13 protein-coding genes are annotated in these 12,613 nt (G+C 60.7%); all 13 read right to left on the bottom strand.

The annotated features are described in order from the left end of the window. Positions 1 to 6 precede the first annotated feature (6 nt). The 13 genes from ureC to urtA all read right to left on the bottom strand — a co-directional run bounded on the left by ureC (position 7) and on the right by urtA (position 12,254). On the bottom strand, positions 7 to 1,713 hold the full coding sequence (gene ureC / locus AX768_RS11500; RefSeq protein ID WP_062000065.1) for an urease subunit alpha: 1,707 nt from the start codon (positions 1,711 to 1,713) through the stop codon (positions 7 to 9). A 22-nt stretch (positions 1,714 to 1,735) separates the two neighbouring features. Further along, complete coding sequence (locus tag AX768_RS11495; RefSeq protein WP_062000064.1) at positions 1,736 to 2,041, bottom strand: urease subunit beta; 306 nt, start codon at positions 2,039 to 2,041, stop codon at positions 1,736 to 1,738. A gap of 19 nt (positions 2,042 to 2,060) precedes the next feature. Beyond that, positions 2,061 to 2,363 carry an urease subunit gamma gene (gene ureA, locus AX768_RS11490; RefSeq protein WP_062000063.1) on the bottom strand — a complete coding sequence of 101 codons (303 nt, stop codon included), beginning with the start codon at positions 2,361 to 2,363 and terminating at the stop codon, positions 2,061 to 2,063. A gap of 64 nt (positions 2,364 to 2,427) precedes the next feature. Continuing rightward, complete coding sequence (locus tag AX768_RS11485) at positions 2,428 to 3,147, bottom strand: amino acid ABC transporter ATP-binding protein (RefSeq protein WP_062000062.1); 720 nt, start codon at positions 3,145 to 3,147, stop codon at positions 2,428 to 2,430. Next, entirely contained in the window at positions 3,134 to 3,784 is a 651-nt protein-coding gene (locus AX768_RS11480; RefSeq protein ID WP_062000061.1) for an amino acid ABC transporter permease, read from the bottom strand. The genes AX768_RS11485 and AX768_RS11480 overlap by 14 nt, the downstream gene beginning before the upstream one ends. Further along, positions 3,781 to 4,458 (bottom strand): amino acid ABC transporter permease, encoded by a 678-nt coding sequence (locus AX768_RS11475; RefSeq protein WP_062000060.1) that lies wholly within the window; start codon positions 4,456 to 4,458, stop codon positions 3,781 to 3,783. Before AX768_RS11475 ends, AX768_RS11480 begins: the two co-directional genes overlap by 4 nt. A 51-nt stretch (positions 4,459 to 4,509) precedes the next feature. Beyond that, on the bottom strand, positions 4,510 to 5,325 hold the full coding sequence (locus AX768_RS11470) for a transporter substrate-binding domain-containing protein (protein WP_062000059.1): 816 nt from the start codon (positions 5,323 to 5,325) through the stop codon (positions 4,510 to 4,512). A gap of 202 nt (positions 5,326 to 5,527) precedes the next feature. Further along, positions 5,528 to 6,403 carry an urease accessory protein UreD gene (locus AX768_RS11465; protein ID WP_062000058.1) on the bottom strand — a complete coding sequence of 292 codons (876 nt, stop codon included), beginning with the start codon at positions 6,401 to 6,403 and terminating at the stop codon, positions 5,528 to 5,530. Positions 6,404 to 6,446: 43 nt separating this feature from the next. After that, the gene (gene urtE, locus AX768_RS11460; RefSeq protein WP_062000057.1) at positions 6,447 to 7,139 is read right to left on the bottom strand and encodes an urea ABC transporter ATP-binding subunit UrtE; all 693 of its coding nucleotides are present in this window, start codon (positions 7,137 to 7,139) and stop codon (positions 6,447 to 6,449) included. 24 nt (positions 7,140 to 7,163) lie between these two features. Further along, positions 7,164 to 7,958, bottom strand: a complete 795-nt coding sequence (urtD, locus tag AX768_RS11455) for an urea ABC transporter ATP-binding protein UrtD (protein ID WP_231941382.1) — start codon at positions 7,956 to 7,958, stop codon at positions 7,164 to 7,166. A gap of 89 nt (positions 7,959 to 8,047) precedes the next feature. Further along, complete coding sequence (gene urtC / locus AX768_RS11450) at positions 8,048 to 9,238, bottom strand: urea ABC transporter permease subunit UrtC (RefSeq protein ID WP_062000056.1); 1,191 nt, start codon at positions 9,236 to 9,238, stop codon at positions 8,048 to 8,050. A 1-nt stretch (position 9,239) separates the two neighbouring features. Continuing rightward, the gene (gene urtB / locus AX768_RS11445; protein ID WP_062000055.1) at positions 9,240 to 10,859 is read right to left on the bottom strand and encodes an urea ABC transporter permease subunit UrtB; all 1,620 of its coding nucleotides are present in this window, start codon (positions 10,857 to 10,859) and stop codon (positions 9,240 to 9,242) included. A 93-nt stretch (positions 10,860 to 10,952) separates the two neighbouring features. After that, positions 10,953 to 12,254 carry an urea ABC transporter substrate-binding protein gene (urtA, locus tag AX768_RS11440; RefSeq protein WP_062000054.1) on the bottom strand — a complete coding sequence of 434 codons (1,302 nt, stop codon included), beginning with the start codon at positions 12,252 to 12,254 and terminating at the stop codon, positions 10,953 to 10,955. Positions 12,255 to 12,613: the final 359 nt, after the last annotated feature.

The raw sequence follows: 12,613 nt of genomic DNA, 5'->3' as shown, positions 1-12,613 counted from the left end.
GAGGTCTCAGAAAAGGAAGTAGCGCTGCGCCATCGGCAGGACGGTTGCCGGCTCGCAGGTGAGCAACTGGCCGTCGGCTACGACCTGGTACGTTTCGGGATCGACGGTGATCGACGGCCTGTACGCATTGTGAATCATGTCGGCCTTCGAGATATTCCGGCAGTTCTTCACCGCGACCACCTGTTTCTTCAGACCGTACTTATCACCGATGCCGTCATCCAGCGCCATCTGCGAGACGAAGGTCAGTGATGTCTTGCCCAGCGCCCCGCCGCGCGTTGCGAACATCTCGCGATAATGCACCGGCTGCGGCGTCGGGATCGACGCGTTCGGGTCGCCCATCTGCGCGACGGCGATCATGCCGCCCTTCAAGATCATCGCGGGTTTCACGCCGAAGAACGCCGGTTCCCAGAACACGAGGTCGGCCCATTTCCCCGCTTCGATGGAACCCACTTCATGCGCGATGCCATGCGTGATCGCCGGGTTGATGGTGTACTTGGCGATGTAGCGTTTTGCGCGGAAATTATCGTTGCGCGCGTTGTCTTCGGGCAGCGCGCCGCGTTGCGTTTTCATCTTGTGCGCGGTCTGCCACGTGCGCATGACGACTTCGCCGACACGGCCCATTGCTTGTGAATCCGACGACAGCATGGACAACGCGCCCAGGTCGTGGAGGATGTCCTCGGCGGCGATGGTCTCCCGGCGAATGCGCGATTCGGCGAACGCGATATCTTCCGCAATGGATGGATCCAGGTGATGGCAGACCATCAGCATGTCGAGGTGTTCATCGAGCGTGTTGATGGTGTACGGCCGCGTAGGATTCGTCGAGGAAGGCAGCACGTTCGACTCGCCGCAGACCTTGATGATGTCCGGCGCATGGCCGCCGCCCGCGCCTTCGGTGTGATACGTGTGGATCGTGCGGCCCTTGAAAGCAGCGACGGTCGTCTCCACGAACCCTGCTTCGTTCAGCGTGTCCGTGTGGATGGCGACTTGCGTATCGGTATCGTCGGCAACGGATAAACAGTTGTCGATGGCCGCGGGCGTCGTGCCCCAGTCCTCGTGCAGCTTTAGCCCAATCGCGCCGGCCTTGATCTGTTCGATGGCAGGCGCGGGCAAGCTCACGTTCCCCTTGCCGAGAAAGCCGAGGTTGACCGGCCAGCCATCGGCGGCTTGCAGCATGCGTTCCAGGTGCCACGGACCTGGCGTGCACGTGGTCGCGTTCGTGCCGGTCGCGGGACCCGTGCCGCCGCCGAGCATGGTCGTCACGCCCGAGGCCAGCGCTTCATCGATTTGTTGCGGGCTGATGAAGTGAATATGCGAGTCGATACCGCCCGCCGTCACGATCATCCCTTCGCCTGCGATCACTTCGGTGGCGGCGCCAATCGCAATCGTCACGCCCGGCTGGATATCCGGATTACCCGCCTTGCCGATGGCAAACACGCGTCCATCCTTGATGCCGATATCCGCCTTCACGATGCCCCAGTAGTCGAGGATCAGCGCGTTCGTCACGACCGTATCCACGACTTCGGCATGCACGCGCTGCGACTGGCCCATGCCGTCGCGAATCACCTTGCCGCCGCCGAATTTCACCTCTTCGCCATAGGTGGTGAAGTCGCGTTCGACTTCGATCAGCAGGTCGGTATCGGCGAGACGCACGCGGTCGCCGGTGGTCGGGCCGAACATCTCCGCGTAGGCGCGGCGTCCGATGCGTAGCGTCATTTCAATAATCCTGAAGTAGAGATCAAAGCGGACCCATCACGAGGCCGTTGAAGCCAAACACCTTGCGGTCGCCGGCAAGCGCCACGAGTTCGACCGTGCGTTCCTGGCCCGGCTCGAAGCGCACTGCCGTACCTGACGCAATGTTCAGCCGGAAGCCGCGCGCCTTAGCGCGTTCGAACGTGAGCGCCGTATTGACTTCGAAGAAATGAAAATGCGAGCCGACCTGCACGGGCCGGTCGCCAGTATTCGATACCGTCACGGACACCGTCTCGCGGCCCGCGTTGAGTTCGTGCTCACCATCGTCGATGAGATATTCGCCCGGGATCATGCGCGGCTCCTTCAGGGAATCAGGGGATCGGATGGTGAACGGTCACGAGCTTGGTGCCGTCGGGGAAGGTGGCTTCTATCTGGATGTCGGGAATCATTTCCGCCACGCCGTCCATGACGTCATCGCGCGTGAGGAGGGTGGTGCCGTAGTGCATGACGTCGGCGACCGTGCGGCCGTCGCGCGCCGCTTCCATCAATGCCGCCGAAATAAAGGCGACGGCTTCCGGGTAATTGAGTTTCAACCCGCGTGCACGGCGGCGTTCGGCCAGCAATGCGGCGGTGAAGATCAGCAGCTTGTCTTTTTCGCGGTGAGTTAGCTTCATGGCTTGGACGTGTTTTAGTCAGGACGCGATTTTTGAAGAATCCTAGCATCGCTTCCCTACGATTTCATTGTATGAACTTGCGGAGTTCGACGGTCGTCGGCCGCTCGAAAATCTCTTCCGGCGTGCCGCTTTCCCACACGCGTCCCTGATGCATGAACACGACCTTGTTCGATACCCGCCGTGCAAAACGCATCTCGTGCGTGACCATGATGAGCGTCATGCCATCGGCGGCGAGGCTTTCGACCACGGCCAGCACTTCGCCCACGAGCTCGGGGTCGAGCGCTGACGTGATTTCATCGCAGAGAAGAACGGTGGGTTTCATCGCCAGCGCGCGTGCAATTGCCACACGTTGCTGTTGTCCGCCCGATAGTTGTTCGGGATAGGCGTTGAATTTATCGGCGAGGCCCACGCGTTCTAGCACCTGCTCGGCGGTGGCGCGTGCCTTCGCCTTGTGGACTTTCTTGACCACCGTCTGCGCGAGCATCACGTTCTGACCTGCGGTCAGATGCGGGAACAGGTTGTACTGCTGGAACACCATGCCCACTTTCAGGCGCAATGCGCGCAGGTCGGCGTGACGAGCATCGATGTGTTCGCCGTCGATTTCAATCGATCCTTCGTCGATGCTTTCAAGTCCGTTCAAGGTCCGCAGCAAGGTGCTCTTGCCAGAGCCGCTGCGCCCGATGATCGCCACCACCTGTCCCGGTTCCACCGAAAAATCGATGCCCTTCAGGACCTGGTTCGTGCCGAATTGCTTCTTGAGGTTTTGAGTTTCAACGAGCGGCATTCCATTTCCTTTCGAGCGTGCGCGCGTAACGGGTAAGCGGATAACAAATCACGAAGTAGATCACCGCAACGAGGCCGTAGACCACGAACGGCCGGAAGGTCGCGTTCGATATCATCGTGCCGGCCTTGGTGAGTTCGGTGAAGCCGATGATCGAGACGAGCGCCGTGTCCTTCACGGCCTGCACGCCGAAACCGACCGTAGGCCCAATGGCGATGCGCGTGGCTTGCGGAATGATCACGTGACGCAGTTGCTCGAAGTAGTTCATCGCAAGGCTCGACGATGCTTCCCATTGACCCTTGGGAACCGCTTCCACGCAGCCGCGCCAGATTTCGGCGAGATACGCGCTCGTGAACAGCGTGAGTCCGACCGTTGCCGCGATCCAGGGTTGAACTTCAACGCCGAGCAACGGCAGGCCGAAGAACACGAGGAACAGTTGCATCAGGAGCGGCGTGCCCTGGAAGATCTCGATGTAGACCTTCACGATAGTCCGCAACACGCGCGAACTCGATACGCGCATCACCAGCAGCACGAAGCCCACGATCCCGCCCGCCACGAACGAGACGATCGACAGCACGATCGTCCAGCGCGCCGCGAGCAGCAAGTTGGTGAGGATCTGTTCGAAGGTGAATTCGATCATCGCGCGCCTCGCATGTTGCGGGCGAACATGCGCCTGCCGGCTTCGTTGAGCAGAAAGCGCAGGATGATCGCCATCACGAGGTACATCGCGGTGATCAGGAAGTAGGTTTCGAACGCGCGGAAATTGCGCGACTGGATGTAGCTCGCCGCGTATGTCAAATCAGACACCGATATCTGCGATACGACCGCCGAACCTAACATCGTGATCACGATCTGGCTGGTCAGCGCCGGAAACACCTTGGCGATGGCTTGCGGCAGGACCACGTGCCGGAAGGTCTCGCCGCGCGTCATCGCAAGCGATGCCGCCGCTTCGAGATGTCCTTTAGGCACGGCCGCGATTCCCGAGCGGATGATCTCGACCGAATACGCGCCGAGGTTCAGCGTCATTGCCAGGACGGCCGCGACGTATTCATCGATGCGGATTCCCAGCGCCGGCAGCCCGAAGAACACAAAGAACAACTGGACGATGAACGGCGTATTTCTGATTGCCTCCACATAGCCGCCCACGAACGAGCGCAGCGCCGGATATTTGCTGCCTTTGCCCGCCGCACCGAGGATGCCGACCGTGAGGCCGAGCACCGTCGATACAGCGGTGAGCCCCAGCGTGACCGCCGCGCCGCTCACGAACATGCCGGCGTACTGCCCGAGGTCGCCGAACTGAAGTTGATATGCCATTGACCGGCGCCTTGTTGTTTTATTTCAGATGATCGAGCGAGATTTCAGACTTCACAGACCGGCCGGCAGCGGCGCCTTGAACCACTTTTGCGACATGGCTTCGAGCGTGCCGTCCTTCTTCGACTGGGCAATGGCGGCATCGACCTTGGCGAGCAGGCGCGGTTCGTTCTTGTTCATGCCGACGAAACACGGCGAGTTCTTGATCACGAATTTCGGTTCCGGACGGCGCGGCGGATTCTTCGCGAGGATCGCCGCCGCCACGATGTTGCCCGCCGCGATCAACTGGACCTGACCCGAGAGAAACGCCTGGATGGTCGCGTTGTTGTCCTCGAAGCGCTTGATATTTGCGGTCGGCGCCATTTGCGTCAGCGCGATTTCTTCGAGCGCGCCACGGGTCGCGCCGACGGTCTTGCCGTTCAGGTCGGCCGGGCCGGTGACCTTGATATCGGCGGGACCGAATACGCCCTGGAAGTACGGCGCGTATGCGGCGGAAAAGTCCATGACCTTCTCGCGATCCGGCGTTTTGCCCAGCGACGAAATCACGAGATCCACTTTGTTCGTCGTCAGGTACGGGACGCGGTTCGCGCTGTTCACGGGAACCAACTCCAGCTTCACGCCCAGCGATTTGGCGAGCAGCGCTGCCATATCGATGTCGTAGCCCTGCGGTTTCATGTCCCCGCCGACCGCGCCGAATGGCGGGTAATCTTCCGGCACCGCGACTTTGAGCGTGCCGGCTTTCGTGATGGAGTCGAGCGCGTCGGCGTGGGCGGTGATCGAGGTCAGGGAGAGCGCCGGAATGGCGAGAAGGGCGGAGGCGAGCGTGCTGAATGCGAACCGAAGGGCGGTGCGGCGAAGCGTGCTGATCATTTGTCTGCTTTCCTTGAGGCTGTGTGGCGCGGTGCGTATCGTCTATTGGATGCACTCGTCGGAAAGGTGTTTAAGCGAGAGTCGTGCCACCGGGTTTGCGCCTTGATGGTAAAGGCTGTGCGTCGTACGTGTTTGAGCGATGCACAAATTATGGGCTTTTTTATGCGCTCTCGTGGTGCCAGTTTTCTGCGTACTTACCCGGCTACGTAGTCCAAAGCCGCAACGGTTTTGCATCGATGCCGTGAATGATCGGACGCAACGTTGACCAGCATTGCGTCATCAAAAGCTGTAGCGGCTCCATGGAATGGCTCGCGGCGCGCACGATCAGAACGCCCGGCGTCACGCACGACGCGGCGGCGCGGACGGTGTCGTTGAAGGGGATATTTGCGGCGATGGATTCCGCCAGCGCGTCGTCGCAAGCGGAACCGATTGCCCAGAGCGTGCCGTAAGCAGGAAAACCGGCGAGACCTTGCGGCGCCTTGCGCAGCGGATCGTCGGCCGTGAGCAGCGTGCGTTCGAACCAGCGCAGCCGGCCTGTGTTGTCCTTGATGCGGGCGATCGAGGCGAGCTTTCCCTCGGACCATCGTTCGCCCGCTGCCTGACGGCCCAGCTGCATTGCGTCCCAGCCGATAGCCGTGGCGGTCTCATCCAGCGTCAGCGTGAAATCCAGCGCCACATTCGACGACTCGAACACAATGTTGTTCTGCGGCAGCCAGTCGAGCTTCGCGTTCGCGCCAACATGGATGTTGATGCGCTGCGTGGCGAGCTTGCCGTTCGCCTTGTACCACTTGGTCGCGCCGGGCGTGGTGATGACAGCGTGCGTTTGCGCGGCCAGATCGATATCGATAGCCAGCCGGTCACCGCCCGCCACACCGCCCGGCGGATGCACGATCACCGCGTGGCAGATGGCATCGCCTTCCGGGTACAGCGCGCGCTGCATGCGCAATGGGCCAACATGCCTGCGATGCGTAAGCGCCGTACGCGCCGGCGACTGTTGCGTGAAGCCAAGTTCGAGTTTGCCATGCCATTCGTCAGCGTCGGGCAAGGGCAAGAGTGCAGCGATAGGTTCGTGATGCATAAGGCGTCAAAGATCGGGACGAGCCGCCATGTTACGGCGTGCGTCAGACAGCGATCAACTCCCGCACGCCTTGCGCTTCCATATCCGCGCCCGCGCCACCCGCGACAATCTCGCCGCGGCTCATTACCCAATACCGGTCGGCGAGTTCGCGTGCGAAGTCGTAGTACTGCTCGACGAGCAACACGGTCATGCCCATTTCATCGACGAGTTGGCGCAACGTGCGCCCGATATCCTGAATGATCGATGGCTGAATGCCCTCGGTGGGTTCATCGAGAATCAGCAGTTGCGGTTCGCTCATCAGCGCGCGGCCAATCGCTAGCTGTTGCTGCTGGCCGCCCGACAAATCCCCGCCGCGCCGATGCTTCATCTCTTTGAGCACGGGAAAAAGCTCGTAGATCCGGTCCGGTACTTTCGATGGCGACTTGCGGCTCGCCGCGCCCACCAGAAGGTTTTCCTCGACCGTCAGCCGCCCGAAGATATCGCGTCCTTGCGGCACATAAGCAAGACCGCTCGATACGCGCTTGTAAGTCGGCATGGATGAAATCTTCGCGCCGCGCCATGAAATCGTGCCGCTTTTCGTGGGGACGACGCCCATCAGGCAGCGCAGCAAAGTAGTCTTGCCCACGCCGTTGCGGCCAAGAAGTACGGTGAGTTTTCCATCGGGCACGGTCATCTTCACATCGCGAAGGATGTGGCTGCCGCCGTAGAACTGGTTGAGTGAATCGACTTCGAGCATTTCTGGATTCCCGTGTTGGCCAAATTAGCGGCCGAGGTACGACTCGATCACCTTCTCGTTGCGCTTCACTTCGTCGAGCGTGCCGTGCGCGAGGACGCTGCCTTCTGCCATCACCGTCACGCGGCCTGTTTCGCCGGACAGCGCCGCGACGAATTCCATGTCGTGCTCGACGACCATCATCGAACAGGTGCCGCGCAGCTTGTTGAGCAACTCGGCGAGCTGCATGGTCTCGTGATCCGTCATGCCGGCGGCGGGTTCATCGAGCAGAAGCAGTGCGGGTTGCTGCATCAGCAGCATGCCGATTTCCAGACGCTGCTTCTGGCCGTGCGACAACTCGCCGGCGAAGCGCGTGGCGTCGGCTTCGAGATGGATCAGTTCCAGCGTTTCTTCAATGCGCGCCTGCGCCTCGCGATCCAGCTTCGACCTGAGTGATGCGAGCCATCCCTTGTCGGTTTTCATCGCGAGTTCGAGGTTTTCCCAGACTGGATGATTCTCGAACACGGTGGGCTTCTGGAACTTGCGCCCGATACCCGTGCGCGCGATCACCGGCTCCGACATGCGCGACAGATCGAACGTCTGCCCGAGAAAAACCTTCCCCGAATCCGGACGGGTCTTTCCGGTGACGACGTCCATCATCGTGGTCTTGCCCGCGCCGTTCGGGCCGATCACGCAGCGCAGTTCGCCGACGTCGATAGACAACGTCAGCTTGTTCAGCGCGCGAAAACCATCGAAGCTCACGGTCACGTCTTCGAGATAAAGAATCGTGCCGTGCGATACGTCGATAGCGCCCGGATCCAGCACATGGCCCAGGCCCGTGATGCCGTTCTGGTTACGCTCGTTGAGTTCGGGTAAGGGCGGCAGGTCCACGATCAAGGCGTTGTATGCGTTAGGTGAGGTCAATGAGGTGATCAATGTGAATGCCCTCCGGCTTTCTTCTTGCGCATCGCCATGTCGATAAGACCCATGATTCCGCTTGGCAGCAACAAGGGCACGAGCGTGAAGATCAGGCCCAGAAAGAACAGCCAATACTCAGGAAAGTTCGCCGTAAAAAAGCTCTTCGCGCCATTCACCGCAAACGCGCCGATGATCGGTCCAATCAACGTTCCGCGTCCGCCAACGGCCACCCAGATCGCCATCTCGATGGAATTCCCCGGCGACATTTCATTCGGGTTGATAATGCCGACTTGCGGTACATACAACGCGCCCGCGATGCCGCACAACACGGCGGACACGGTCCAGATGAAGAGCTTGTACGCGAGCGGGCTATAGCCCAGGAACATCAGCCGCGCTTCGCCATCGCGTACACCGGTTACGACGCGTCCGAGCTTCGACGTGACAATCGCCCGCGCCGCGATAAACGCGAGGATCAGCACGCCGAGCGTCATCAGGAACAGCACGGTCCGCGTGCTTGCCGCGGTGATCGGAAATCCCGCAATGCGCTTGAAGTCGGTAAAGCCGTTGTTGCCGCCAAATCCTGTTTCGTTGCGATAGAACAGCAGCATCGCGGCGAAGGTCATGGCTTGCGTGATGATCGAGAGATACACGCCCTTCACCCTCGAGCGGAAGGTGAAGAATCCGAACACCCACGCCAGCACGCCCGGCACCACGATCACCAGCAACAACGCGTACCAGAGGTGCTCGGTGCCTTGCCAGTACCAAGGCAACTTGTGCCAGTCGAGGAACACCATGAAGTCGGGCAGGTCGCTCTGATAATTCCCTTCACGTCCAATGGAGCGCATCAGGTACATGCCCATGGCGTAGCCGCCGAGCGCGAAGAAGAGCGCGTGCCCGAGACTCAGGATGCCGCAATAACCCCACACGAGATCGAGTGCCAGCGCGCCGATCGCGTAGCACATGAGCTTGCCGACCAGCGTCATCGAATAAGCGCTGAGGTGGAACGCGCTCGACTCGGGAAGTACCAACGCGGCGATGGGCACGCAGATGCCCATTGCAATGATGAATGCGATCAGCGCAACCCAGCCGCTGCGCGGCAAGAGGGCGGCGCGCGGCGGCAGGCCCAAGGCGAAGCCTTCGCGCTTCGCCTGATCGTCGGGTTGTGGCGCGACATCGAGATTCGCGGAGACGTTGGGTGTATTCATCTCAAACCTCGGCGCTTCGGCCCTTCAGTGCAAACATGCCCTGAGGACGCTTCTGGATGAACAACACGATCAGCACGAGCACCGCAATCTTCGCGAGCACCGCGCCCCAGAACGGCTCGATCGTCTTGCTGACAAGCCCGAGCCCGAAGCCGCCGATAACCGTACCCGCCAGTTGTCCGACGCCGCCGAGCACGACCGTCATGAATGAATCGATGATGTAGCTCTGCCCCAGGTCAGGTCCGATATTGCCGATTTGCGACAGCGCGCATCCACCCAATCCGGCAATGCCCGCGCCGAACGCGAACGCATACGAATCGACACGTGCCGTCTTCACGCCGACACACGCTGCCATACGCCGGTTCTGCGTGACGGCGCGCACGAAGAGGCCGAGGCGCGTCTTGGTCAGCACGACCCAGGCAAGCAGCACGACGACCAGCGAGAAGCCGAGGATGGTGATGCGGTTATAAGGCAGGATCAGGTTCTGCATGACGGACACGCCGCCGCTCATCCACGACGGGTTCGTCACCTGCACGTTCTGCGCGCCGAAGATCGTGCGCGTTGCCTGAATCAGGATCAGGCTGATGCCGAACGTGGTCAGCAGCGTTTCGAGCGGACGTCCGTAGAGATGTTTCAACACCACCCGTTCCAGCACGATACCCACGACCGCGGCCGCGGCAAACGAAACCGGCACGGCAAACAGCGGATACCAGTTGAACGCAGCGGGCGCGTAATGCTGCACGAGGTTCTGAACCACATACGTGGCATACGCGCCGATCATCAGGAACTCGCCGTGCGCCATGTTGATCACGCCGATCAATCCATACGTGATTGCGAGGCCGAGCGCGGCCAGCAACAACACGCTTCCCAGCGATAGACCCGCGAAGATCGTGCCGACAACCTGTCCGCGTCGTTGAATGGAATCGAGTTCCTCAATGCCCGCCTGCGCCGCTGCACGCACGCGCGCATCGGGTTCGGCGAAGGTGCCGTCGGCGTTCTTCACCACGATCGGGCGCAGCAATTCGTTCATGTCCAGGTCGTGGCGCGCCGCGACCAGTTGCACGGCTTCGAGGCGTTTGTTGGCGTCGGTATCGTGGAGGGCGGTCGTGGCCCAGAGCGTATCGAGGCGCTTTTTCAGCGTGGGATCGGTCTCTTGCGCGCGGGCTTTATCGACGAGCGGTTTGATCGACGGGTCGGCGTTCTTCAGCAATTCATTTATTGCTGCACGGCGCTTTTCGATATCCGGCGACGACAATTGCAACCCCGACAACGCGCCCGCTACCTTTGAGCGCAGCAGGTTGTTCAGCGTGACCGGTTGCGCGTCGGGCGCTTCCACGGTCTTGTTGGTCAGCGGGTCCTTGTTGCCGTCGTCGGTCTGGATCAGGACACGGCCGGCGTCGGTGGCGACCAGGGAGCTGTCGGCGAGCGCGTTCAGAACCGCGACCGAGGGCGCGTCGGCGTTGGCGATCAGTTTGTCGATGGCGGCGGACTTGGCATCGAAGTCGTCGGCCGCGAGGGGTGCGAGGTCATCGGCGGAGAGCGCGGCGAACGCGGCGAGGGGCATGCAGGCAATCAGGATTGCGCAGAGGCCACGGCGAGCGAAGCGAAGAATCGAATCAGTCATGAATGGCCTGTCAGGTAGAACGTACGAACCGCCGCTCTTGTATTTATGCTTCGAGCGCGGCGGTCCGGTCTTCGACTCAATACTTACCGAGGCTTACGCAACACGACGGCGGCGCAGGAACTCCGGAATCGAGCTGACCACATCCGGCTTGTTTTCGTTACCCGGAATGTACGGGCTCCACGGTTGCGCGCGGATTGCAGTCTTCGTGCGCCACACGACGTTGAACTGACCGTCCGCACGCACTTCGCCGATCATCACCGGCTTGTGGAGATGGTGGTTACCGTCCATCTCGAGTGTGAAGCCCGACGGCGCCGCGAACTTCTGGCCGACCATAGCCACGCGCACTTTATCGACATCGACGCTCTTCGCTTTTTCAACCGCCTGCTTCCACATATGGATGCCGACGAAGGTCGCCTCCATCGGGTCGTTCGTCACGCGCTTCGTGCCGCCCGGCAGGTTGTTCTTCTTCACCCAGTCGGCAAACATCGCCTTGAACTTCGTGTTCTCGGGGTTCTTCAGCGACATGAAGTAATTCCATGCGGCCAGATTGCCGACCAGCGGTTTTGTATCGATACCGCGCAATTCTTCTTCGCCAACCGAGAACGCGACGACCGGAACGTCCGTCGCTTTCAGGCCCTGGTTGCCGAGTTCCTTGTAGAACGGCACGTTCGAATCGCCGTTCACGGTCGAGATCACGCAGGTCTTGCCGCCTTGCGAGAACGTCTTGATGTTCGCCACGATGGTCTGATAGTCCGCGTGGCCGAACGGCGTGTAGACCTCTTGAATGTCTTCGTCCTTCACGCCCTTCGAGTGCAGGAACGAACGCAGGATCTTGTTCGTCGTGCGCGGATAGACGTAATCGGTGCCGAGCAGGAAGAAGCGTTTTGCTGCGCCGCCTTCCTTGCTCATCAGGTACTCGGTTGCGGGAATCGCTTGCTGATTCGGCGCCGCGCCCGTGTAGAACACGTTCTTCGACATCTCTTCGCCCTCGTACTGCACCGGGTAGAAGAGCAGGCCGTTGAGTTCCTCGAACACCGGCAACACCGATTTCCGCGATACCGACGTCCAGCAGCCGAACGTCACCGCCACTTTGTCCTGCGAGATCAGTTGGCGGGCTTTTTCGGCGAAGAGCGGCCAGTTCGATGCCGGGTCGACCACCACCGGTTCCAGTTGACGCCCGAGCACGCCGCCGCTTGCATTGATCTGGGCGATGGTCATCAGCGCAGTGTCTTTCAGCGATGTCTCGGAGATCGCCATCGTGCCCGAGAGCGAATGGAGAACGCCGACTTTGATCGGTCCGGTATCGGCGGCCTGCGCTTTTGTGATGGGCAACTGGCCCGCAACGGCCAGTGCGCCCGACATGGAGCCGAATTTCAGGAGACTGCGTCGTTTCATGTAATTCCCCTTGCCGATATGTTTGTTTTAAAGCGGGTGTCTATGGATTTTTAATATCGCTGACGGAGAGTCAGTCAATAGGACACTGCAAGGGGTATGCCAATGAGTAGGAAATGCCGGACTGGCTTGGGTTTCAGGCTGGTCGGGGCGAGGACGCACGCCGACGGGATTCGTCGGATGCATGGTTTTGGTGCGTGGGTATGTGTCGCGCTTTGTCTCGGTGCGCGGTGCGACGGGTTAGCGCAGGTGTTTGGCCCGCGACAGCGACTTTCGTTTCGATCGATTCGTTGTCCAGTAGCTTTTCTTTGGATCGAAAACTCAACACATATCGATTCAAAAATGGCGAAAGCCGCCGACGC

Source organism: Burkholderia sp. PAMC 28687 (assembly GCF_001577465.1).
Lineage (GTDB): Bacteria > Pseudomonadota > Gammaproteobacteria > Burkholderiales > Burkholderiaceae > Caballeronia.
Note: the sequence above shows the minus strand (reverse complement) of the source record. Positions and strands in the feature narration are given on the sequence as shown.

Excerpts from the sequence above, each read along its gene's own strand:
- ureC (WP_062000065.1), bottom strand. The coding sequence starts at position 1,713 with ATGACGCTACGCATCGGACGCCGCGCCTACGCGGAGATGTTCGGCCCG.
- AX768_RS11495 (WP_062000064.1), bottom strand. The coding sequence starts at position 2,041 with ATGATCCCGGGCGAATATCTCATCGACGATGGTGAGCACGAACTCAAC.
- ureA (WP_062000063.1), bottom strand. The coding sequence starts at position 2,363 with ATGAAGCTAACTCACCGCGAAAAAGACAAGCTGCTGATCTTCACCGCC.
- AX768_RS11485 (WP_062000062.1), bottom strand. The coding sequence starts at position 3,147 with ATGCCGCTCGTTGAAACTCAAAACCTCAAGAAGCAATTCGGCACGAAC.
- AX768_RS11480 (WP_062000061.1), bottom strand. The coding sequence starts at position 3,784 with ATGATCGAATTCACCTTCGAACAGATCCTCACCAACTTGCTGCTCGCG.
- AX768_RS11475 (WP_062000060.1), bottom strand. The coding sequence starts at position 4,458 with ATGGCATATCAACTTCAGTTCGGCGACCTCGGGCAGTACGCCGGCATG.
- AX768_RS11470 (WP_062000059.1), bottom strand. The coding sequence starts at position 5,325 with ATGATCAGCACGCTTCGCCGCACCGCCCTTCGGTTCGCATTCAGCACG.
- AX768_RS11465 (WP_062000058.1), bottom strand. The coding sequence starts at position 6,403 with ATGCATCACGAACCTATCGCTGCACTCTTGCCCTTGCCCGACGCTGAC.
- urtE (WP_062000057.1), bottom strand. The coding sequence starts at position 7,139 with ATGCTCGAAGTCGATTCACTCAACCAGTTCTACGGCGGCAGCCACATC.
- urtC (WP_062000056.1), bottom strand. The coding sequence starts at position 9,238 with ATGAATACACCCAACGTCTCCGCGAATCTCGATGTCGCGCCACAACCC.
- urtB (WP_062000055.1), bottom strand. The coding sequence starts at position 10,859 with ATGACTGATTCGATTCTTCGCTTCGCTCGCCGTGGCCTCTGCGCAATC.
- urtA (WP_062000054.1), bottom strand. The coding sequence starts at position 12,254 with ATGAAACGACGCAGTCTCCTGAAATTCGGCTCCATGTCGGGCGCACTG.